At 67.8% G+C, this 21642-nt stretch carries 26 protein-coding genes; 12 read left to right on the plus strand and 14 right to left on the minus strand.

The window, feature by feature from the left end; translation table 11 throughout:
* Positions 1–121: 121 nt before the first annotated feature.
* A complete protein-coding gene (locus A7D27_RS03055; protein ID WP_069564047.1) occupies positions 122–1039 on the minus strand; it encodes a LysR family transcriptional regulator in 918 nt (305 codons plus the stop codon).
* A gap of 96 nt (positions 1040–1135) precedes the next feature.
* On the opposite strand from A7D27_RS03055, the gene A7D27_RS03060 reads away from it, so the two are divergent.
* Together A7D27_RS03060 and A7D27_RS03065 are read left to right on the plus strand one after the other, a co-directional pair.
* Positions 1136–2149 (plus strand): zinc-binding alcohol dehydrogenase family protein, encoded by a 1014-nt coding sequence (locus A7D27_RS03060; protein ID WP_069563203.1) that lies wholly within the window; start codon positions 1136–1138, stop codon positions 2147–2149.
* Positions 2150–2304: 155 nt separating this feature from the next.
* The gene (locus tag A7D27_RS03065; RefSeq protein ID WP_069563204.1) at positions 2305–2484 is read left to right on the plus strand and encodes a hypothetical protein; all 180 of its coding nucleotides are present in this window, start codon (positions 2305–2307) and stop codon (positions 2482–2484) included.
* Positions 2485–2497: 13 nt separating this feature from the next.
* Here A7D27_RS03065 and A7D27_RS03070 read toward each other — a convergent pair whose 3' ends face one another.
* From A7D27_RS03070 to A7D27_RS03080, 3 genes are read right to left on the minus strand one after another with little or no spacing between them, the layout of a single operon-like run.
* On the minus strand, positions 2498–3688 hold the full coding sequence (locus A7D27_RS03070) for a multidrug effflux MFS transporter (RefSeq protein WP_069564048.1): 1191 nt from the start codon (positions 3686–3688) through the stop codon (positions 2498–2500).
* Between the two features lie 58 nt (positions 3689–3746).
* Positions 3747–6890, minus strand: a complete 3144-nt coding sequence (locus A7D27_RS03075) for an efflux RND transporter permease subunit (protein ID WP_069563206.1) — start codon at positions 6888–6890, stop codon at positions 3747–3749.
* Between the two features lie 12 nt (positions 6891–6902).
* Positions 6903–8075 (minus strand): efflux RND transporter periplasmic adaptor subunit, encoded by a 1173-nt coding sequence (locus tag A7D27_RS03080; RefSeq protein WP_069564049.1) that lies wholly within the window; start codon positions 8073–8075, stop codon positions 6903–6905.
* Positions 8076–8225: 150 nt separating this feature from the next.
* Between A7D27_RS03080 and A7D27_RS03085 the strand changes: the two genes are divergently transcribed.
* Positions 8226–8867, plus strand: a complete 642-nt coding sequence (locus A7D27_RS03085; RefSeq protein WP_069563208.1) for a TetR family transcriptional regulator — start codon at positions 8226–8228, stop codon at positions 8865–8867.
* Between the two features lie 5 nt (positions 8868–8872).
* Here the strand turns inward: A7D27_RS03085 and A7D27_RS03090 are convergent, their stop codons facing one another.
* From A7D27_RS03090 to A7D27_RS03105, 4 genes are all read right to left on the minus strand, one after another.
* Entirely contained in the window at positions 8873–9187 is a 315-nt protein-coding gene (locus tag A7D27_RS03090) for a DNA-binding protein (RefSeq protein WP_240923072.1), read from the minus strand.
* Entirely contained in the window at positions 9147–9413 is a 267-nt protein-coding gene (locus A7D27_RS03095; protein ID WP_069564051.1) for a hypothetical protein, read from the minus strand. The genes A7D27_RS03090 and A7D27_RS03095 overlap by 41 nt, the downstream gene beginning before the upstream one ends.
* A gap of 119 nt (positions 9414–9532) precedes the next feature.
* Entirely contained in the window at positions 9533–9787 is a 255-nt protein-coding gene (locus A7D27_RS03100) for a DNA-binding protein (protein WP_069564052.1), read from the minus strand.
* A 127-nt stretch (positions 9788–9914) separates the two neighbouring features.
* Positions 9915–10142: a hypothetical protein gene (locus A7D27_RS03105; protein ID WP_240920373.1), complete on the minus strand. Its 228-nt coding sequence runs from the start codon at positions 10140–10142 to the stop codon at positions 9915–9917.
* Between the two features lie 237 nt (positions 10143–10379).
* Between A7D27_RS03105 and A7D27_RS03110 the strand changes: the two genes are divergently transcribed.
* Positions 10380–10724 carry a hypothetical protein gene (locus A7D27_RS03110; protein WP_069564054.1) on the plus strand — a complete coding sequence of 115 codons (345 nt, stop codon included), beginning with the start codon at positions 10380–10382 and terminating at the stop codon, positions 10722–10724.
* Between the two features lie 25 nt (positions 10725–10749).
* On the opposite strand, the gene A7D27_RS03115 is transcribed toward A7D27_RS03110, so the two are convergent.
* Positions 10750–10947, minus strand: coding sequence for a heavy-metal-associated domain-containing protein (locus A7D27_RS03115; protein WP_069564055.1), 198 nt, complete (start codon positions 10945–10947; stop codon positions 10750–10752).
* A 113-nt stretch (positions 10948–11060) separates the two neighbouring features.
* Here A7D27_RS03115 and A7D27_RS03120 point away from each other — a divergent pair, with 113 nt between their 5' ends.
* The 3 genes from A7D27_RS03120 (at position 11061) to cueR (ending at position 14957) form a co-directional block, all read left to right on the plus strand.
* On the plus strand, positions 11061–11432 hold the full coding sequence (locus A7D27_RS03120) for a hypothetical protein (RefSeq protein ID WP_069564056.1): 372 nt from the start codon (positions 11061–11063) through the stop codon (positions 11430–11432).
* Positions 11433–12018: 586 nt separating this feature from the next.
* Positions 12019–14421 (plus strand): heavy metal translocating P-type ATPase, encoded by a 2403-nt coding sequence (locus A7D27_RS03125; protein WP_069564057.1) that lies wholly within the window; start codon positions 12019–12021, stop codon positions 14419–14421.
* Between the two features lie 89 nt (positions 14422–14510).
* Positions 14511–14957 carry a Cu(I)-responsive transcriptional regulator gene (cueR, locus tag A7D27_RS03130; RefSeq protein WP_069564058.1) on the plus strand — a complete coding sequence of 149 codons (447 nt, stop codon included), beginning with the start codon at positions 14511–14513 and terminating at the stop codon, positions 14955–14957.
* An 87-nt stretch (positions 14958–15044) separates the two neighbouring features.
* Here cueR and bfr read toward each other — a convergent pair whose 3' ends face one another.
* From bfr to A7D27_RS03145, 3 genes are all read right to left on the minus strand, one after another.
* Complete coding sequence (gene bfr / locus A7D27_RS03135) at positions 15045–15509, minus strand: bacterioferritin (RefSeq protein ID WP_044401369.1); 465 nt, start codon at positions 15507–15509, stop codon at positions 15045–15047.
* Between the two features lie 87 nt (positions 15510–15596).
* Positions 15597–16478: a PA4780 family RIO1-like protein kinase gene (locus A7D27_RS03140; protein ID WP_069560551.1), complete on the minus strand. Its 882-nt coding sequence runs from the start codon at positions 16476–16478 to the stop codon at positions 15597–15599.
* A 79-nt stretch (positions 16479–16557) separates the two neighbouring features.
* Positions 16558–17448, minus strand: coding sequence for a LysR family transcriptional regulator (locus A7D27_RS03145; protein ID WP_069564059.1), 891 nt, complete (start codon positions 17446–17448; stop codon positions 16558–16560).
* 105 nt (positions 17449–17553) lie between these two features.
* Between A7D27_RS03145 and A7D27_RS03150 the strand changes: the two genes are divergently transcribed.
* From A7D27_RS03150 to A7D27_RS03170, 5 genes are all read left to right on the plus strand, one after another.
* Complete coding sequence (locus tag A7D27_RS03150; RefSeq protein ID WP_069564060.1) at positions 17554–18195, plus strand: NAD(P)-dependent oxidoreductase; 642 nt, start codon at positions 17554–17556, stop codon at positions 18193–18195.
* Between the two features lie 86 nt (positions 18196–18281).
* Positions 18282–18563 (plus strand): DUF2218 domain-containing protein, encoded by a 282-nt coding sequence (locus A7D27_RS03155; protein WP_069560554.1) that lies wholly within the window; start codon positions 18282–18284, stop codon positions 18561–18563.
* A 223-nt stretch (positions 18564–18786) separates the two neighbouring features.
* Positions 18787–19131 carry a DUF805 domain-containing protein gene (locus A7D27_RS03160; RefSeq protein ID WP_044401354.1) on the plus strand — a complete coding sequence of 115 codons (345 nt, stop codon included), beginning with the start codon at positions 18787–18789 and terminating at the stop codon, positions 19129–19131.
* Positions 19132–19255: 124 nt separating this feature from the next.
* A complete protein-coding gene (locus A7D27_RS03165; RefSeq protein ID WP_069560555.1) occupies positions 19256–19657 on the plus strand; it encodes a DUF3592 domain-containing protein in 402 nt (133 codons plus the stop codon).
* Between the two features lie 17 nt (positions 19658–19674).
* The gene (locus tag A7D27_RS03170) at positions 19675–20265 is read left to right on the plus strand and encodes a hypothetical protein (protein ID WP_069560556.1); all 591 of its coding nucleotides are present in this window, start codon (positions 19675–19677) and stop codon (positions 20263–20265) included.
* A 7-nt stretch (positions 20266–20272) separates the two neighbouring features.
* Here the strand turns inward: A7D27_RS03170 and A7D27_RS03175 are convergent, their stop codons facing one another.
* Both A7D27_RS03175 and A7D27_RS03180 read right to left on the minus strand, forming a co-directional pair.
* A complete protein-coding gene (locus A7D27_RS03175) occupies positions 20273–20539 on the minus strand; it encodes a DksA/TraR family C4-type zinc finger protein (protein ID WP_069564061.1) in 267 nt (88 codons plus the stop codon).
* A gap of 116 nt (positions 20540–20655) precedes the next feature.
* Entirely contained in the window at positions 20656–21525 is an 870-nt protein-coding gene (locus tag A7D27_RS03180; protein WP_069560558.1) for an oxaloacetate decarboxylase, read from the minus strand.
* Between the last annotated feature and the right edge of the window lie 117 nt (positions 21526–21642).

Consider the following 21642-nt stretch of genomic DNA (forward strand, 5'->3'; position numbering starts at 1 on the left):
GTATTCGCGACGCTAAAGGGCCCCTCCGAAAACGCATTCAGGTCGCTTTTTCAGAGAGGCCCCATAGGCGCCCACGATAGCCGAAGCCGGGCGCCGATCAACCCTGCTGGCGCGCTTTCCGTCAGCGCGCCCAGGGCGCACGGCGCAACAGCTCGTCGCAGCGCTCGCGGAGAAACTCCCGCAACAGCTTCACCGGCTTGCCCAACTGGTCACGGTGGGCACACACCAGGTTCAGCGGCGTGGGTTCGCCGCGGTAGCGCTCCAGGGCCAGTTGCAGGCGCCCGGCGGCGACATCGCCGGCCACGTCGAGCCAGGACTTGTAGGTCAGCCCGCGCCCGGCCACGGCCCAGCGCCGCACCACGTCGGCGTCATCGCAGAGGCGGTCGCCCGCCACGCTGACCAGGTGGGTGCGGCGCCCGTCCTCGAAGCTCCAGCGGTCATGGGCGCGGCCGCCCAGCAGGTACAGCAGGCAGGTGTGCCCGGCCAGGTCCTCCGGCTGTGCCGGGCGCCCGTGGCGGGCGAAGTACTCGGGGGCGGCGCAGAGCACCCGGCGGTTGCCCGGGGCGATGGGCAGCGCGACGAGGCTGGAGTCTTCCGGTTCGCCGTAGCGCAGGGCGATGTCCACCGGCTGGCGGTACAGGTCGGCGGTGCGGTCGCTCAGGTACAGCCGCAAGGCCAGGCGCGGGTGCTCGGCCTGGAAGGCATCGAGCCAGGGCAGCAGCACGTTGCGGCCAAAGTCCGAGGGTGCCGACAGTTGCAGCGTGCCGCTGATGCCCTCGCGGCCGCCGGCCAGTTGCCGCCGGCCCTCCTCCAGGCTGCGCAGCGCCTCGCGGGCGTGGACCAGGAACTGCTCGCCCTCAGGGGTCAGGCGCAGGCTGCGGGTGGAGCGGATCAGCAGGCGCGTCTCCAGCTTCGCCTCCAGGCGCTTCAGGGCGGCGCTGGCCACGGCCGGGGAAATGTCCAGCTCGCGGGCCGCGGCGGAGAGGCTGCCCCGGTCGGCAGTGCAGACGAACAGGCTGAGGTCGTCGAGGCGCAGCATTTTCAAAATTCCTTTGAAAGACTGTCACGTTCTAGCGGGTTTTTCTTCGCCAGGAAATAGCCCAACCTAGCGCCCATCCTCATCCGGAGCCTTGCCATGAAAGCCGTCGCCTATTTCCAGAACCTGCCCATCGACCACCCCGACGCCCTGCAGGACATCGACCTGCCCGAGCCGACGCCGGGCCCGCGCGACCTGCTGGTGGAGGTCCGCGCCATTTCGGTGAACCCGGTGGACACCAAGATCCGCCGCAACGCCGCCCCCGAGAACGGCCAGCCCCGTGTACTGGGCTGGGACGTTTCCGGCGTGGTGAAGGCGGTGGGCCAGGACGTCAGCCTGTTCCAGCCCGGTGACGAGGTGTTCTACGCCGGCGCCCTGACCCGCCCCGGCGGCAACGCCGAGCTGCACCTGGTGGACGAGCGCATTGTCGGCAAGCGCCCGCAGAGCCTGGACTTCGCCAAGTCCGCCGCCCTGCCGCTGACCGCCATCACCGCCTGGGAGCTGCTGTTCGAGCGCCTCGGGATCGCCGAGGGGAAGGCTGACCTGGGCCAAAGCCTGCTGGTGGTCGGCGCGGCCGGCGGCGTCGGTTCCATCCTCGTGCAACTGGCCCGCCAGCTCACCGGCCTGACGGTGATCGGCACCGCCTCACGCCCGGAAACCCAGGCCTGGGTCCGCGAGCTGGGCGCCCACCACGTCATCGACCACAGCCAGCCGCTGGCGGCCGAGCTCAAGCGCATCGGCCTCGACAGCGTCACCCACGTCGCCAGCCTCACCCAGACCGACCAGCACCTGGAGCAACTGGTGGAAGCCCTGGCGCCCCAGGGCAAGCTGGCGCTGATCGACGACCCGGCGGGCCTCGACGTGCTCAAGCTCAAGCGCAAGAGCATCTCGCTGCACTGGGAGTTCATGTACACCCGCTCGATGTTCGAAACCGCCGACATGATCGAGCAGCACAGGCTGCTGAACCGCGTCAGCGAGCTGATCGACCGGGGCGTGCTGAAGACCACCTTCGGCGAGCACTACGGCCGCATCGAGGCGGCCAACCTCAAGCGCGCCCACGCCCTGCTGGAGAGCGGCAAGGCCAAGGGCAAGATCGTGCTCGAAGGCTTCTGAGGTCACTCCGGGCAACCTGCCAACGGGGCGCCCGCCGGTCACCTGGACAGTCAATGGCCCGACCGCCAGTCGGGCCATTGACCGATGTCATTTCCGGTCCATCTCCGTGCACTACACTGGAACCGCGAATTTTTCGAACCAGGGAGGTGACCACCATGAAAGTGCTCGTCCGTCCGACCCGGACCGCCCAGGGCCCCAGTTGGCAGGTGTGCATCGATCAGCACGCCGTCAGCTTCCGCACCGAGGCCGAGGCGCAACGCTTCGTCGCCGTGCTGGAGGCCCGTCTCAAAGCCCCCCACATCCTGCCCCAACAGCCCCAACGAGCCGTCGGCTGACCCGCCCAGGCGGCTAGCCCAGCACTGAAGGCTGCCCGCGCGCCCGCCACCAGGTGAAGGTGGACGCGCTCACCGCCCCCGTTGCACAGAGCGCGATGACGGTCGCCATGGGCACGGCCGTGCCGTCGTGCAGCACGCCCACCAGGGCCGCGGCACCGGCGGCGACGCTGAACTGCAGGCTGCCCATCAGCGCCGAAGCGCTGCCGGCGTGGCGTCCCTGGCCGGCCATGGCCGAGGCCGAGGCGTTGGGGATGATGCAGCCCAGGCAGGCGGTGGCGCAGAACAGCGGTACCAGCAGCGGCCACAGCGCTTCGGTGTGGGCGTGGGCCACCACCAGCATCGCCACGGCGAAGCCCAGCAGCACCCAGACCATCCGCCGCAACCAGTAGGCCGGGCCGTGGAAGCGCATCAGCCAGGCGTTGACCTGGGCCATGAGGACGAAGCCCAGTGCGTTGCTGCCGAACAGCCAGCCGTAGTGCTCGGCCGGCACGCCGTAGAGCTGGATGAAGACGAAGGGCGAGCCGGCGATGTAAGCGAACATGCCGGCCATGGCCAGCCCGCCGGACAGCGCGTAGCCGATGAACACCCCATCCCCCAGCAGGCGCCGGTACTGCCCCAGGGCACCACGCAGCGGCGGGCGCTCGTCACCGTGGGTGAGGGTTTCCGGCAGCCAGGCGCAGACCCCGGCCAGCACCAGCGCGCTGAACAGGGTCAGCCCGTAGAAGATCGACGGCCAGCCGAAGCTCTCCAGCAGCAGCCCGCCGCCCAGGGGCGCGAGGATCGGTGCCAGCCCCATCACCAGCATCAGCTGGGAGAACACCTTGGCCGAGGACACCGGGTCGCACAGGTCACGCACCACCGCCCGCGACACCACCATCCCCGCGCAGCCGCCCAGGGCCTGGACGAAGCGCGCGGCGATCAGCCACTCCAGGCTCGGCGCCAGGGCGCAGGCCACCGAGGCCAGGGTGAACAGCGTCACCCCCGCCAGCAGCGGCGGGCGTCGGCCGAAGCGGTCGGCGATGGGGCCGTAGAGCAACTGGCCGATGGCCAGGCCGACGAAGTACGCCGCCAGGCTCAGTTGGACATGCTCGACGTCGGTCGCGAACGCCTTGGCCAGGGCCGGGAAGCTGGGCAGGTAGAAATCGATCGCCATGGGGCCGAAGGCACTCAGCGCCCCCAGGATCAACAGGATGCGGAAATTCATGGATCACCTGAACGAGGCGCCGCCCCGAAGGGCGGCGCGCGACTTGTGGACGACCCGGTCAGTGCACCGGGTCGGCCGGCGGGGCCTTCTTCCCGCGCCGCTGAGCGAGCTTGTCGGCAGCGGATTCCACCAGCAGGTAGAACATCGGGATGAGGAAGGTTGCCAGCAACGTGGCCGCTAGCATACCGCCAATCACCCCGGTGCCGATGGAGTGTCGGCTCGCCGAGCCCGCGCCACTGCTGATCGCCAGGGGCACGCAGCCGAGGATGAAGGCCAGGGAGGTCATCACGATGGGCCGGAAGCGCAGGCGCGCCGCCTCCAGGGACGACTCGAAGATGCCCATGCCCTGCTGCCGGCAGAGCACGGCGAACTCGATGATGAGGATGGCGTTCTTCGCCGCCAGGCCGATCAGCGTCACCAGCCCCACCTGGAAGTACACGTCGTTGGACAGCCCGCGCAGCCACACCGCGAGGATGGCGCCGAACACCGCGAAGGGCACGGCGGTGACCACAGCGATGGGCAGCGTCCAGCGCTCGTACTGGGCGGCGAGGATGAGGAACACGATGATCAGCCCGAACAGGAAGGCGGTGCCCCCCGAGCCCTGGGTGGCCAGTTCCTGGTAGGCCGAGCCGACCCAGCCCAGGCTGTAGTCCTCACCCAGCACCTCGTCCGCCACCGCCTGCATGGCCGCCAGCGCCTGTCCGGAGCTGTAGCCCGGCGCCGGGCCGCCGAGGATCTTGGCTGCCGGGTAGACGTTGAAGCGCGCGTAGGAGTCCGGCCCGAGGATGCGCTGCACCCGCACCAGGGACGACAGCGGCACCAGCTCGCCGGAGGCGGAGCGCACGTACACCTGGCTGAGGTCCTCCGGCTTGCGGCGGAAGTCCGCCTCGGCCTGCAGGCTCACCTGCCAGGTGCGCCCGTAGAGGGTGAAGTCGTTGACGTAGTAGCTGCCGAAGGTGGACTGCATGGCGGTGAACACATCGTTCACCGCCACCCCCAGGGCACGGGCCTTGGTGCGGTCCAGGTCGAGGAAGTATTGCGGCACGTTGGCGTTGAAGGTGGTGCTGACGCCGGCCAGCTCGGGGCGCTTGGCGGCGGCGGCGATGAACTTGCCGACGGTCGCCTGCAACTGCGCGATGGAGCCGCCGGAGCGGTCCTGGAGGTAGGCCTCGAAGCCGCCGGTGGTGCTCATGCCGGTGATCGGCGGCGGGTTGAAGGTCATCACCACGCCGTCCTTCTGCCCGGCGCCCATGGCCATGAAGGTGCGCGGCAGATTGCGCGCGTCCAGCTCCTCGGTGGTGCGCTCCTTCCAGTCCTTCAGCGGGATGAACGACACCCCGGCGTTGCTGCGGGTGCCGAAGGTGAGCACGTCGAAGCCGGCGAAGGTGACCACATCCTGCACCGCCGGGTGCTTCATCAGCTGCTCGGTGACGGCGCTGGTCACTTCCTCGGTACGGGTCAGGGAAGCCGCTGGCGGCAGGAAGTAGGCGTTGATCACGTAGCCCTGGTCCTCGTCGGGCACCAGGGAACCGGGCACCCGGCCGAACAGCACCACCATCAGCGCGATCATCCCGCCGAACAGCAGCAGGCCGATGGCACTGCGCTTGAGGAAGAAACGCACCCCGGCGGTGTAGCCGTCGGTGGCGCGGTCGAAGGCCCGGTTGAACCAGCGGAACGGCGCCGCCGGCTCCTCGTGGGTGGGCTTGAGCAGCAGGGCACAGAGCGCCGGCGAGAGGGTCAGCGCGACGATGCCGGAGATCACCACCGACACCGCGATGGTGATCGCGAACTGCTTGTACATCTGCCCCGCCAGACCACCGAGGAAGCCCACCGGGACGAACACCGCGCAGAGCACCAGCACGATGGCGACGATGGGGCCGGTCACCTCCTCCATGGCCTTGATCGCCGCCTCGCGCGGGCCGAGCTTCTCGGTGCGCATCACCCGCTCGACGTTCTCCAGCACCACGATGGCGTCGTCCACCACGATGCCGATGGCCAACACCATGCCGAACAGGGTCAGCAGGTTGATGGAGAACCCCAGCATGTACATGCCGGCGAAGGTGCCGATCAGCGACACCGGGATGGCCAGCACCGGGATCAGCGTGGCGCGCCAGTTCTGCAGGAACAGGTAGACCACCAGCATCACCAGCACCAGGGCCTCGATGAAGGTATGGATCACCTCCTCGATGGAGACCTCGACGAACTTGGTGGTGTCGTAGGGGATCTTGTAGTCGATGCCCTGGGGAAAGCGCTTGGCCAACTGGTCCATGGTCTGGCGCACCGCCTCGGCGGTGTCCAGGGCGTTGGCACCGGGCTGCAGGTAGATGCCGAAGGCGGCGTTCTGCTGGCCGTTCAGCGAGGTCATCAGCGAGTAGTCCTGGGCCCCCAGCTCGACCCGCGCCACGTCCTTGAGCAGCAGGCTGGCGCCGGTGGCGTCGGTGCGCAGGATGACGCTCTCGAACTCCTTCGGGTCAGTGAAGCGGCCCTGAGTGGTGACGGTGTAGGTGAAGTCCTGGGGCTGGTTGAGCGGCTGCTTGCCGAAGCTGCCGGCGGCGAACTGGGAGTTCTGCTCCTGGATGGCCTTGACCACGTCGGTGGGCGTCAGGTCGTACTGGGCCAGCTTGTCCGGCCGCAGCCAGATGCGCATGGAGTAGTTCTTCGAGCCGAACTGGCTGGCATCGCCCACGCCGGGAATGCGCTTGAGCTCGTCGATCACGTTGATCAGCGCGTAGTTGCTGATGTAGATCGGGTCGCGGGAATTGTCCGGGGAGAACAGCGTCACCACCTGGAGGATGTCGGAGGACTTCTTCTCCACCTTCACCCCCTGCCGGCGCACCTCCTCGGGCAGCTTGGCCAGGGCGGCCTGGACCTTGTTGTTGACGTCGATGGTGGCCTGGTCCGGGTCGGTACCCACCTGGAAGTAAACGGTCAGGCTCATGGCGCCGTTGCTGTCGGAGTTGGACAACTGGTAGATCATCCCCTGCACGCCGTTGATGCCCTGCTCCAGGGGTGCCGCCACCGTCTCGGCGATCACCTGGGAGCTGGCGCCGGGGTAACTGGCGGTCACCGAGACCTGCGGCGGGAGGATCTCCGGGTACTGCGCGACCGGCAGCGCGCGCATGGCGGCCAGGCCGCCGAGCATGATGACGATGGAGATGACCGTGGCGAATACCGGCCGATCGATGAAGAATCGCGAGATCACGGCGCGCCCTCCTCAGGACTGCTTCGGCGGGGTGCCGTCGGCGGGGGCTTCCACCGCCTTCACCGGCGCGTCCGGGCGCACCCGGGGCAGGCCCTCGACGATCACCCGGTCACCGGTTGAGACGCCGGAGAGGATCACCCAGCGGCCCTCGGCGGTGTCGCCGGTCTTCACCTCGCGCATGCGCGCCACGCCGTCCTGGTCCACCACGAACACGAAGGTGCCGCGCGGCCCCTGGGACAGCGCGCGCTCCGGCACGGTGATGGTGCCGGGGCGGGTGATGCCCTTGATCAGTACCCGCACGAACTGGCCCGGCAGCAGCTTCTGCTCGGGGTTGGGCACCACCGCGCGGGCGCTGACGGTGCCGGTGCCGGTGTTGACGAAGCTGTCGGTGAAGTCCACCCGGCCCTCCAGCGGGTAGGTGGAGCTGTCGCCGAACTTCAGCACGGCGGTCAGCTTGCCGTCGGCCGGCAGGGTCAGGCGGCCGCTCTGCACGCCCTCGCGCAGGCGCTCGGCCTCGGTGTCGGGGTAGCCGAAGTTGACGTACAGCGGGTCCAGCTGGGTGAGTTGGGTCAGCAGGCTGGAGTTGGGGTCGCCGGCCACCACCAGGCTGCCCTCGGAGCGCGTCTCCTTGCTGGTGATGCCGCTGATGGGCGCCTTCACCGTGGTGTAGTCGAGGTCGATCTGCTTGGCCTGGACGTTGGCCTCGGCGGCCTGCACGTTGGCCTTGCTCTGCTCGAAGTTGGAGATGGCGTTGTCCAGCTCGCTCTCGCTGGCGAAGCCCTTCTTCTGCAGCTCGCGCACGCGCTTGAGGTCGCGCTCGGTCTGCCGGTAGCGCGCCTGCTCCTGGGCCAGCGCGCCCTTGGCGCTGCCCAGAGCGGCCTGGTAGGTGCGCGGGTCGATGCGGAACAGCACCTGGCCCTTCTGCACCCGCGCGCCCTCCTGGTAGGTGCGCTCCTGGAGGATGCCGCTGACCTGCGCGCGCACCTCCACCTCGCGGTAGCCGGCGGTACGCCCGGCGTACTCCAGCACCAGCGGCAGGGGCCCCTCGCGCACCGTCTCCACCAGCACCTCGGGCGCCGGTGCGCCCCCTCCGGCAGGGGCGTCCGCTGCGGCCAGGGGACCGGACAGCAGGCAGGCGACGACCGGCAGGACGTGGCGCAAGGGCGGGCGGCGAGCAAGCGGCATGGCGATTCTCCACGGCCATTCCTGCCAGGGCGGGTGGAATGGCATTTCGATTGGGGGACGAAAAGAGGGGAAGCCGAAGCGCCGAACGGCAGCAATGTCGCTAGAATCCGACTCCCGAGAAGAAGCCTAGACACTATTCACCTGACTGCTATGCGCAGAACCAAAGAAGAAGCGGAGAAAACCCGCGCCGACATCCTGGCCGCCGCCGAGCTGCTGTTCCTCGAGAACGGCGTGGCCCATACCTCCCTGGAACAGATCGCCCGGGCTGCGGGCGTGACCCGGGGCGCCGTCTACTGGCACTTCCAGAACAAGGCCCACCTGTTCCACGAAATGCTCAACCAGGTTCGCCTGCCCCCAGAGCAGATGACCGAACGCCTCTGCGGCTACAGCGGCCGCGACGCGCTGCTGTCGCTGCGCAACCTGTCCATCGAGGCGATCACTTCACTGGCGGTGGACGCCCAGCGCAAGCGCATCTTCACCATCCTCCTGCACCGTTGCGAGTTCACCGAGGAACTGCGCGAGGCGGAGGACCGCCACAACGCCTTCGTCAACCAGTTCATCGACCTGTGCGAGGCGCTGTTCGCCCAGCCCGGCTGCGTCGAGCGCCTGCACCCAGGGCTCACCCCGCGCCTGGCCTCGCGCGGGCTGCATGCGCAGATCCTCGGCCTGTTCACCGACTGGACGCGCGACATCTCCCTGTTCGACCCGCAGCAGGACACCGCGCCGCTGCTGGACGCGGTGTTCCGCGGGCTGATCCGTGACTGGGATGAAGTGCTGCGCAGCGCGTCCTAGCGCCGTCACGGCTGGGGAGAGGATGCCTCCAGCGGGCTCGTCTGCCCGACTTCGGGCGCCGTTTCGCCGCTGATCAGCCAGAACGCGTAGTGCGGATACAGGCGCACCAGCACGGCCAGTTCCTCCGTGCCCATGCGGATGGCGCCCTTGCTGATGTTCTTCCAGCGCTCGTAGTTGCTCTCGCCCAACTGGCTGAGCCTCTTCGGCCCGGCCAGGCGGAGGAGGTAGAGCGCTCTGTTTCTGATTTCGTCCATGTTTTCAAACGAATCTCTGGTGCCGTCACGGCTGGGACGAGGAAGCGTCCTCAGGCGCGTCGTCATGGACCGGGCTCGTCTGCCCGACCTCCGGGGCGACCTTGCCGGTCGCCAGCCACAAACCATAGTGGGGGTACAGCCTGACCAGCACCTCCAGCTCCTCGGTGCTCATCCGAACCTTTCGATGACGGAGGTTCTTCCAGCGGCTGTAGTTGATCTCGGATGCTCGGACCAGATGGTCCAGGCCGGTCTTGTAGATCAGGGCTATTGCCCTTTCCTGAATGGATTCCATTTTTTCAGTCAACCCAGAAGGGCTCGCCCGGGGGCGAAACAGGTGACATCCAGCAGCGTGTCACCGCAATACGGAACAGGGGCGTAGCCGTCCCTTCGGCCACTCCAGCGTGGAGACCGCTATTCCACACCCGGCGGGGCTCCATCGAAGTCGGGCGATACCTGCCCCTTGGCCGGGTCCACATCCCCCTTCAGAAGCCATAGCTCGTATTGGGGGAATGCCTTCAGCACCTCCTCCAGATCCTCAACACGCGCCTTCACCTTTCGGTTTGTGGCAACCGTCTGCCAACGCTGGCGCTCCTTGATAGCGGTCGTATCGGCAAGTCGAGTCGCACCGAGGTGGCGGACAAGCGTTCTAAGACGCTCCTCAATCATTCCCAGAAGCCCTGACAGTTGATGAATTATTTATCAAATGGCTTTTCTGTAACCGCCGGACAGTGGCGGAACGATCATGGCCGACGTCACCTTCGACGCCGCCTGCGCGCTGCGTTTCCTCAAGCCATCACCGCTGGGGTGAGGATGGGGCCGAAAGCGTTTCATCATGGGCCGGGCTCATCTGCCCAATCTCAGGTGCAACCTCTCCACTGATTAGCCAAAGCCGATACTGCGGGTACATGCGCTGCAAGACTTCGAGCTCTTCCGTGCTCATCCGGATCTCCTTGAACCTGACGCTGTGCCAGCGTTGAAAGCCGATTTCGCTTTCTTTCACCAGCCGGTCCATGCCTGCCATAGCGATTAGCGCCTTAGCTCTTTCCTTTATTGATTCCATTTCGTTCTATAAAACCCTTAGTGCAACTATTTCACAGGGATTATTTGTGATATATTCCAGTGCAATAATTTCAGTGCAAATATTGATTATTTAAACCATAGGGATAGTGAAGGAACGCACCTGAAACGGGAAGGGCGGCTCCTGCCTGGCCGAAGGCCTGCCCTGTGCTGTGGATAACTGCTTGATAGGAGATTGAGCATGGCCGACTTCACCCTCGACGCTGCCTGCGCACTGATTGGCCGCACGGCCTGGATAGAGCTGGACTGGCCCGACGTCCCGGAGTCCACGTTCACCTGCGTGCATATCGTCGGCGTGGTGATGGCGCTGGAGGGCGTCTACGACGCCCCGCACTTCCTCACCTTCCAATACAACGGCTCGGACATGTTCCCGGAAGAACTCTTCTGGTCCGACATCCGCGCATTGCATCCGGTCAGGACGGTAAAGCGAGAAGGAATGGGGCAAAAGGCAGTGGACGTCGAACCCAGTAAGGAACGGCTGTCGTCCTCCACCGGGTTCGAAGCCCGGCCGCGTCGCCGGGCGTGATGGCCTTCCAGGGGTGTGCTGGGCGCTAGGCCAGCTCAGCCGAGTAGCCCTCCTCGCGGATGGCCTCCAGTACCTGCTCGGCTGCCAGGCGGCTGGCCACCCGCACTTCACCGGCGCCCAGGTCCACCTGGACCTCTGCCGCCGCGTCGCGGGCCTGCACCGCCTCGGTGACGGCGCGTACGCAATGACCACAGGACATGCCCTGGACCTTGAACACTTGCATGATCGACTCCTCGTGATGGCTGGATGAACGGCCCGCAGTGTCCGCCTTGCCACCGTGGCAAGGTCAAGCCCCGCGCACCTACACTTGCTCCACTGCCCCTCCGGAGCCCTGTCATGAAAGCCCTCACCCTGTTGCTCGCGGCCCTGCTCGCCCTGCCCGGCCTGGCCCGCGCGGAAGCGCCGCTCAACTACGGCATGCTCGTGGTCTCCCGCGAGCGGATGCAGTTGGCCACCGGCTGCGATGTGGCCCTCTTCGTTCAGGACCGTCTCATTGCGCGTCTGGTGCAGAGCCAGTCGGTGGAGCTGAACCTGCCTCCGGGCCGGGTTTCGGTGCGCCTCGGCCTGCTCGATGCCGGCCCCTGCCGTGCCGGCATGGGCGTGCAGGAGCCGCAGACCATCACCCTGCAGGCCGGGATGGTCAGCCGCTATGAACTGGGCATGAACGACCATGGGTTGTATCTGATTCCGTCGGTGCCGTTGCCCTGACACGTCTTTGGAAAGGGCACTCAACGACGTTCTGTTCCGCCGTTCTAGAACCAGACCTGCAGCCTGCTCTCGCTCGATGAGCAGTTTTCGAGCGCACTCTGGATTCATGCCTGGTCGAGAAAGGTGAGGCGGGGAAAAAGCCGCCCCTTCAGGAGGCCGAGCGGAGTCATCGTGTAGGGGGTTGAGCGACATGGATGTCGCGAGAGCGCTGCCGGGCCAAGGATGGCCCGTCGAGTGGGCGGCACCCCGCCGGCCCCCTGGACGCTGCTTGCAGCGAACGCACTTCAGTGCGGCCCGAAGGGCGAGCGAAGCGAGTAACGATGATGGAGTGAGGGGAGTCCCGCAACGCGGGACCCGTATGCAGGGGCAAGCCCTTTTGGCTCCTTTTGGGGCGACTGCCAAAAGGGGCTCGCCCGGGAGGGCGAAACAAGAAACATCCGCAGAACTCGATAACCAGCTTGGCGTTGAAACAGCGCACTGGAACACCGCCATCGAAAACCCACCGGCTTTTCCTCAGCAGCCCTCTCCCCTCTTGACCTTGCCACGGGGTCAAGGTTGATCCTGTGCCCCACGAGGAGGATCAGCCATGACCGTATCGTTCGACCTGCCCATCACTGGAATGACCTGCGCCAGCTGCGCCGGCCGCGTGGAGCGCGCGTTGGCCAAGGTGCCTGGCGTGGAGTCCGCCAGCGTCAACCTGGCCCGCGAGCAGGCCAGGGTCCAGGCCCCCGCCGATGCCCTGCCCGCCCTGCGCGAGGCGGTGCTGCGGGCCGGCTACGAGGTGCCCCAGGGGCGCCTGGAGCTGGAGATCGGCGGCATGACCTGCGCCAGCTGCGCCGGTCGTGTGGAGCGTGCCCTGGCCAAGGTGCCGGGGGTGCTGGAGGTGAGCGTCAACCTGGCCAGCGAGCGGGCCAGCGTGCAGCGGCTGGACGGGGTGGACGACCAGGCGCTGATCCAGGCCGTGACCCGCGCCGGCTACCAGGCGCGGCTGCACCAGGCCGAGCACGCCGATGACAGCGAGGCCCGCGCCCGCCAGGTGCTGCAACGGGAGCGCCTGGCCCTGGCACTGGCCCTGCTGCTGGCGGCCCCGCTGGTGCTGCCGATGCTGGTGGAACCCTTCGGCCTGCACTGGATGCTGCCGGCCTGGGTGCAATTCGCCCTGGCCACGCCGGTGCAGTTCATCCTCGGCGCGCGCTTCTACCGCGCCGCCTGGAAGGCCGTGCGCGCCGGCGCCGGCAACATGGACCTGCTGGTGGCCATCGGCACCAGCGCCGGCTACGGCCTGAGCCTCTACCAGTGGGCCACCGCCCACCCCGGCCACGTGCCGCACCTGTATTTCGAAGCCTCGGCGGTGGTCATCGCCCTGGTGCTGCTGGGCAAGTACCTGGAGAGCCGCGCCAAGCGCCAGACCAGCGCCGCCATCCGCGCCCTGGAAGCCCTGCGCCCCGAGCGTGCCATCCGCCTGCGCGACGGCCGCGAGGAAGACGTGGCCATTGCCGAACTCCAACTGGGCGACGAGGTGCTGGTGAAACCCGGCGAGCGCTTCCCGGTGGACGGCGAGGTGCTGGAGGGCCAGAGCCACGCCGACGAGGCACTGATCAGCGGTGAGAGCCTGCCGGTGCCCAAGGCCCCGGGCGACCGCGTCACCGGCGGCGCCATCAACGGCGAGGGACGCCTGCGGGTGCGCACCACCGCCCTGGGCGGCGAGACGGTGCTGGCGCGGATCATCCGCCTGGTGGAAGACGCCCAGGCGGCCAAGGCGCCGATCCAGAAGCTGGTGGACCGGGTCAGCCAGGTGTTCGTCCCGGCGGTGCTGCTGATCGCCCTGGCCACCCTCGGCGGCTGGCTGCTGGCCGGCGCAGCGCTGGAGACGGCGCTGATCAACGCCGTCGCCGTGCTGGTGATCGCCTGCCCCTGCGCCCTCGGCCTGGCCACGCCGACGGCGATCATGGCCGGCACCGGCGTCGCGGCCCGCCACGGCATCCTCATCAAGGACGCCGAAGCCCTGGAGGTGGCCCACGCCGTCACCGCCGTGGCCTTCGACAAGACCGGCACCCTCACCTCCGGCACCCCGCGCATCACCCACCTCGCCGCGGCCGATGGCGACGACGCGCACCTGCTGGCCTGGGCCGGCGCCCTGCAGCGCGGCAGCGAGCACCCCCTGGCCAAGGCGGTGCTGGATGCCTGCGACGAACGCGGCCTGACGGTGCCCGAAGTCAGCGACAGCCAGTCCCTCACCGGGCGCGGCATCCAGGGCCGGGTCGAGGGCCGCCTGCTGGCCCTGGGCAACCGCCGCCTTCTGGACGAGCAGGGCCTCGACGGCGGCGCCCTGCTGGCCTCCGCACAGGCCTGGGAAGCCGAGGGCCGCACCCTGTCCTGGCTGCTGGCACTGCAACCCCGTGCGCAGGTGCTCGGCCTGTTCGCCTTCGGCGACAGCCTCAAGGAGGGCGCCCGCGACGCCGTGCACGCCCTGCGCGGACGCCACATCGCCAGCCACCTGATCACCGGCGACAACCGCGGCAGCGCCCGGGTGGTGGCCGAAGCGCTGGGCATCGACGATGTGCACGCCGAAGTGCTGCCCGCCGACAAGGCCGCCGAAGTGGCCCGACTCAAGGCCGGCGGCGCGGTGGTGGCGATGGTCGGCGACGGCATCAACGACGCCCCCGCCCTGGCCGCCGCCGATGTGGGCATCGCCATGGGCGGTGGCACCGACGTGGCCATGCACGCCGCCGGCATCACCCTGATGCGCGGCGACCCGCGCCTGGTCCCCGCCGCCCTCGACATCGCCCGGCGCACCTACGGCAAGATCCGCCAGAACCTGTTCTGGGCCTTCATCTACAACCTGGTGGGCATCCCGCTCGCCGCCGCCGGTATGCTCAACCCGGTGGTCGCCGGCGCCGCGATGGCCCTCTCCAGCGTCAGCGTGGTGAGCAACGCCCTGCTGCTGAAGACCTGGAAACCGGCCGGGGAGAAACACACGGAAGACTGATGCCGGGACGCCGTTCTGGCAGGGGCGAGTTCACTCGCCAAGCGCCCCGCAAGGGGCGCCCGGACACCTCAAACCGAGAGGAGCGCTGCATGAACATCGGCCAGGCCGCTAAGAAGAGCGGGCTCACCGCGAAGATGATCCGCTACTACGAATCCATCGGCCTGCTCCCCGAGGCCGGCCGCAGCGACAGCGGCTACCGGCAGTACAGCGAGCAGGACCTGCACAGCCTCGCCTTCATCCGCCGCTCGCGGGACCTGGGCTTCTCGCTGGAGGAAGTGGGCCGCCTGCTCACCCTGTGGCGCGACCGGGGCCGTGCCAGTGCCGACGTGAAGGCCCTGGCCAATGCCCACATCGACGAACTGAACCAGCGCATCGCCGAGCTGGTGGGCCTGCGCGACACCCTGCAGGAGCTGGTGGACCACTGCCAGGGCGATCACCGCCCCGACTGCCCGATCCTCAAGGACCTGGCATCGGGCGGTTGCTGCGGGGCAACAGCGGGGCCCTCGGCAGGCGTGGAGCAGCCACCGCCGACCTGAACAGCCAGGCGCTGGCAGGCCCCTTCAGACGAAAAAGCCCCGGCAGGTGCGCCTGCCGGGGCTTCGTGTAAGGCGTGGTGGCGCCGATCAGCTCTGGGATTGCAGGTAGTTCTGCAGACCGACCCGGTCGATCAGGCCCAGTTGCTGCTCCAGCCAGTAGGCATGGTCTTCCTCGGTGTCCTGCAGTTGCAGGGCGAGGATGTCGCGGCTGACGTAGTCGCCATGTTGCTCGCAGAGGGTGATGCCCTTGCTCAGCGCGGCGCGCACTTCGTATTCGAGGTTCAGGTCCGAACGCAGCATCTCCGGCACGGTGGCGCCGGGGTGGATGGCCTTGGGCGTCATGTCCGGAGTGCTTTCCAGGAAGAGGATGCGCTGCAACAGGGCATCGGCGTGTTCGGTCTCTTCCTCCATCTCATGGTTGATGCGCTCGTAGAGCTTGGTGAAGCCCCAGTCGGCATACATGCGCGAGTGCAGGAAATACTGGTCGCGTGCGGCCAGCTCACCTCGCAGCAGATCCTTGAGGTATTCGACGACTTCCGCTTGCCCTTTCATCTGTGTTCTCCCCTGCAAACGCGGTGATCCGAGGGCGCAATGGTCGTCCTCGGGAACCGCCCGGTCAAGCAGCCCGATGCCACACCCTCACTCCTTCATCCAGGGCGGGGTCGGCGGTTCGTCGCTGGTGTCCTTCAGCAGCGCCTGGCGGCGCTCCTCTTCAGCGAGGGCGGCCTTGATCTCGCGCATCACCGCATCCACATCGGCCGTTTCCTCGGGCTCGGTGAACTGGCCGGTGAGCTTGGTATCCGGGGTCAGCTTGCCGTCCTCGTAGAGCGCCCACATTTCCTTGGCATAACGGGTGTAGCGCAGCTCGGGGGCGAACTGGCCGAAGTACGCGGCCATGTTGCCGACGTCGCGCTCGAGCATACGGAAGGCGTGGTTGTTGCCGGCGGCGTCCACCGCCTGGGGCAGGTCGATGATCACCGGGCCATAGGGGTCGAGCAGCACGTTGAACTCGGACAGGTCGCCATGGACCAGGCCGGCGCAGAGCATCTTGACGATCTCGCCGATCATGAAGGCGTGGAATTCGCGGGCGTCCTCGGGGGTCAGGTCGACGTCGTTGAGGCGCGGGGCGGCGTCGCCGTAGCCGTCGGTGACCAGCTCCATCAGCAGCACGCCATCGAGGAAGTCGTAGGGCTTGGGCACCCGCACGCCGGCGTTGGCCAGGCGGAACAGGGCGGCCACTTCGGCGTTCTGCCAGTTCTCTTCCTGCTCCTTGCGCCCGTACTTGGAGCCCTTGGCCATGGCCCGGGCGTCGCGGCTGTTACGTACCTTGCGCCCTTCCTGGTACTCGGCCGCCTGGCGGAAGCCTCGCTTGTTGGCCTCCTTGTAGACCTTGGCGCAGCGCAGCTCGCTGCCACAACGCACCACATAGACGGATGCTTCCTTACCGCTCATCAGCGGCCTGACCACTTCGTCGATCAGGCCATCCTCCACCAGGGGTTCGATGCGCTTGGGTGTCTTCATGCCTTGCCGGCGTTCCTCGGGAAAATGGGTTGGGACTGGAATGGTCCGACTTTATACGGCATGCGCGCCGGCAGGACCATCAGCGCCGCGACAGGCTGTGACGCAAGGCCTCGATGGCATAGCGCACCTTGGCCGGCTGCGCGTCGCGCCGTGGGGTGACGATGTACAGGCCGATCTCCGGCGGGCGCCAGTCGGGCAGCACCCGCAGCAACCGGCCGCTGGCCAGCTCTTCGCGGATCTCCGGTTCCGGCTGCAGGGACAGGCCGGCACCGGCCAGGGTGAAGCTGCGCACGGAGAGGATGTTGTTGCAACTGACGCGGCTCTCGATGCGCAGGCGCTGCACCTCGCCGCCCGGCCCGACCAGGGTGATCGGCCCCAGGGCGCGCTCGGCGTGCAGGGTCACCCAGTCCAGCTCCAGCAGTTGCTCGGGGCGGACGAGGGCCGGCAGCCGCGCCAGGTAGCCGGGCGCGGCGCAGAGCAACGACGGCCAGTCCCCCAGGTGCCGCGCCACCAGGCTGGAGTCGTCCTGACGGCCGACGCGGATGGCCAGGTCGATACGCCGCTCCACCAGGTCGATCTGCTCGTCGTCGAAGAACAGCCGCAGCGTCAGCCCGGGGTGGGCGGCCAGCAGGGGCGCCAGCGCCTCGGTGACCATGCGATCGGAGAAGCCCACCGGGGCGGCGATGCGCAGCTCGCCCACCGGCGCATCACGCAGTTCCGCCAGGCGCTGTTCGGCCTGCTGCGCCAGCTCCAGCACCTGGGCGCAATTGCGGTAGAACAGCGCACCGGCCTCGGTGAGGGTGAGCTTGCGGGTGGTGCGGTGGAGCAGGCTGACCTGGGTGGCGTCCTCCAGCTTGCGGATCTGCTGGCTGACTGCCGATGCGCTCATGCCCAGGGCTTCGCCGGCGGCGACCATCGAGCCCTTCTCCACCACCGTGGCGAACACCGCCATGCGCTTGAGCTGCTCCATTCGTAAGCCCTGCTTAATTGTGAAAGCGGTTTTTGCCACTTTTTCCGCTGATTATCCAGCCGCAAGATGGCGACCGTCGCAAACGACTCTCAACAGGAGACAGCCATGAAGATCGCCATCCTCGGTGCCACCGGCTTCGTCGGCAGCGCCGTCGTCCAGGAAGCCCTGCAAAGCGGCCACCAGATCACTGCTGTGGTCCGCCACCCGGAAAAACTGCCGCCCCATGACCGTCTGACCGCCGTGAAGGGCGATATCCACGACGTGGCCGCCACCGCTGCCGTCCTCGCCGGGCACGACGCCGTGGTGCACGCCTTCAACCCCGGCTGGGGCAACCCCGACATCCGCGAGCAGTTCGTCCAGGGCACCCGCGCCATCTTCGACGCCGTGCGCCAGGCCGGTGTCCGTCGCCTGCTGGTGGTGGGCGGGGCGGGCAGCCTGTACGTCGCGCCGGGCCTGCAACTGATCGACACCCCGCAGTTCCCCGCCGAGTACAAGGAAGGCGCCGAAGGCGCGCGCCAGGCACTGAACCTGATCCAGGCCGAGACCGACCTGGACTGGTCCTTCCTCTCCCCGCCGGCGCTGCTGGAGCCGGGCGCACGCACGGGCCGCTTCCGCGTTGGCGGCAACGAGCTGCTGATGGACGGCGACCACCCGGCACGCATCACCGTGGCCGACCTGGCGGTGGCCATCGTCGACGAGCTGGAGACCCCCCAGCACCTGCGCAAGCGCTTCACCGTCGGCTACTGAAGCCGGGTACCCGCCCTGCGTTATCCAAGCAGGTCGCCGGTTTTTCCGGCGGCCTGCTCCCGTTTACACCGTTCAGGAGTCCCTCAATGACCCTCGTCGCCTCCACCCACGTCATCACCGAAACCCCGGCCCGCTACATCAGCCGGCTGTGCAAGCACTTCGCCCACCGCATCCCCGTCAGCTACGACGAGCAGCAAGGGCGCATCCAGTTCGACATCGGCCTCGGCCTGCTGCAGGCCGAAGCCGGCGGCCTGACGCTTCGGGTGGAAGCCGAAGACGCCGTCAGCCTGGAACGACTCAAGGAAGTGATGGCCAGCCACTTCGAACGCTTCGCCTGGCAGGAAGCGCTGCAGTTGAACTGGCACTGAGGCCGTCTGGGACGGGGATCTGACGCGATAACACCATGCCCACGCCGCCCAGAATTGACTGGGTGGCAATTTGCTGGCCCGTGAACCGGCACACGCAATGTCTTGTTACGAGACGCTATAGTCGCGGCCCTGCATCCCCATGCAGCCCTTGCCAGCCATGTCCGACCGCCTGGCATCCATCGATACGAACAGCCGCCCGGCGGCGAAGAAAGGGAGTTCCGCAATGGAATGGTATTTGAAGTGCCTCAAGCAATATTTTGATTTCAACGGCCGTGCGCGTCGCAAGGAGTACTGGATGTTCACCCTGGTGAACCTCGTGATCTCCATCGCACTGACCGTGATCTTCGGCGTGATCAGCGAGAAGCTGCTGCCGCTGGCCAACCTGTACAGCCTGGCCGTCCTGCTGCCGGCCCTGGGTGTCACCGCCCGCCGTCTGCACGACATCGGCAAGAGCGGCTGGTTCATGCTCATCGCCCTGATCCCGCTGGTCGGTCTGTACCTGATCTACCTGCTGGCCAAGGACAGCGACCCGGGCCAGAACGCCTACGGTCCCAACCCGAAGGCCTGATCCAGGCCGGGGTTCCCGCCTGAACGGGAACCCACAGGCGAGGCGGCTGTCCCAGGGCAGCCACCAGAACGGGCGGGCAACCGTCCGTTCTGCTTTCAGAAACGGACGTTCAGGAACCCACAGGATGTCGGAACCCCAGGTATCCCTCTTCAAGGGCGGTCTCTTCGCCCTCCTCGGTCTGGCCCTGCTGGCCGCCATGGCCATCAACGCTTCTTCCCGCGTGGGCTTCCTGCAATCGGCCCTGGTTGCCGACGGCGCCGTGGTTGCCCTGAACGCCGGCGGCTCGCACCCCGAGATCGCCTTCACCGACAGCACCGGCACCCGGGTTTCCTATCCCCAGGGCGGGCTGATCTTCGGTTACCAGGTCGGCCAGCCGGTGAAGGTCCACTACCAGGCCAACGACCCCACCGGCAGTGCCGTGGTGGATGACTTCGGCGCGCTGTGGGGCACCTCTGCCCTGCTCGGCGTGCTGGGTGCGGTGTTCACCGCCACCGGTCTGATGACCCTCTTCGGCCGCCGCCCCTGACCCACAAGGATGTACCCATGTCGCAGATGCCCATTCCCTTCCCCGCCAACCCCAGCCGCTGGCAGTACATCACCGCCAGCGGCGGTGGCCTGACCATCGCCTTCGTCGCCGGGGGCGGCGGCTCCATCACCCTGCGCTCGCCTCAGGGCCAGGACCTGCCGTTCCGTTACGGCGGCATCGGTGCCGGCCTCGGTATCGGCGCCAAACTGCCGCGCTTCGGCAAGGTGGACGTGAAGATCAAGGGCAAGAGCATCGGTGGTGCCGGAGCGGCGGAAGCCTTCCCCAGCGACGGTGCGGTGTTCGTCGCCGACGACATCAAGGACCGCGACCTGACCCGCGACGAGATCACCGGCCCCTGCCTGTACATGGAAGTGGGCGCCGGCGTGCTCGCCGGGGTCTCCGGCACGGCCATGCTGTTCGGTCTGGACACCAAGCTGCTGGCAACGGTGATGCTGATGAACGCCAGCCCGCTGACCAGCCTCTCGGTGTCGCCGATGCTGACCCGGCAGTTGCTCAAATCGGCCCGTGGCGCCCTGGTGATGGGCGGTGCCAACGTCGGCCTGCAGGCGGGCGCCGGCGGCGCGGCCTACCTCGGCGCGCTGTTCTGACGCGCCCTCAACGCAACTGACTGTCCTTGCTGCCGCGCCGGTTGTAGCCGGCGTAGGCGGCGTTCTCGCGGTCGTGTTCGGCCTGGCAGTTCACGCACAGGCGCACCCCCGGCACCGCCTCGCGGCGCGCCTGGGGAATCACGGCATCGCATTCTTCGCAGTGCTTCAGGCTCTCGCCCTTGGGCAACTGGCTGCGTGCCCGCTGCACGGCGTCTTCGATGGTGCTGTCGATCTGCTCCTGCACCGCGCCGTCTCCCGCCCAGCCACTGGCCATCCCGACCTCCCGTTCTCGCTGTCGATGACCCTGGAGTTATGCGGGCGGCCGGCGGCCTTTTGCAAGGCCCCGGGCCGACAAGTGACAAGTGGACGTCGCGTACGGACAGGCCCCCGTCACTCCTTGACGTTCATGTACTCCCGCGCCCAGACGATGTAGTCCTCGGGCAGCGTGTACTTGTGGGTCAGCTCGGTGGCGCTGAGCTCCGGTGCGCTGGTGTCGATGTGGCGCTGCTCGCGCAGGCAGTCGTAGGTGGCCTTGATGGCGGCGAAGTAGGCGGCGTGGCCGTTGACCACGATGCGCACGCCCAGGTCGGCCAGGCGCTGGTTGTCGCGCAGCTTGGGGTTGCCGTAGGTGACCAGCATCAGCGGCACGTGGAGCCCGGCGGCGATGGCCTCCAGGTGCTCGAAGTCCTCCACCCCGACCATGCAGATGCCGTCGGCACCGGCGGCCTGGTAGGCCTGGGTGCGGGCGATCACCTCGTCGGTGCCGAGCACCCCGGCGTGGGTGCGGGCGATGATCGCCAGGTCCGGGTCGACCCGGGCTTCGAGGGCCGCGCGGATCTTGCCGACGCCTTCCTCGACGCTGATCAGGTCGGTGGACTTGCGGCCGAACTGGGCCGGCAGCAGCGTGTCCTCGATGGTCAGCGCGGCGATACCGGCGCGCTCCAGTTCCACCACCGTACGCATCACGTTGAGGGCGTTGCCGTAGCCGTGGTCGGCGTCGGCGATCACCGGCAGGCGGGACACGCGGCCGATGCGCACGGCCTGCTCGACGAACTCGCTGAGGGTGATGAGGGCGAAGTCCGGCGCGGCCAGCACCTGCAGCGAGGCGACGGAACCGCCGAGGATGCCCACCTCGAAACCGAGGTCGGCGGCGATGCGCGCGGACATCGGGTCGAACACCGAAGCGGTGTGGTAGCAGGCGGAGGAGTTCAGCAACGCACGGAACGCCGTGCGCAATTCATGGTGGGAGGCTCTTCTCATTGTGATGTCCAGACAGCAGGCAAGGTTGATCGACGAGAAGGATGCAAGTATCGCACCCCCAGGTCACACCGACCGGCGGATAGGCCGTGGGCGCATTCTACGCGCCTCCGTCTTTCA

The sequence above is a fragment of the Pseudomonas sp. 1D4 genome (assembly GCF_001728925.1).
Taxonomy (GTDB): domain Bacteria; phylum Pseudomonadota; class Gammaproteobacteria; order Pseudomonadales; family Pseudomonadaceae; genus Metapseudomonas; species Metapseudomonas otitidis.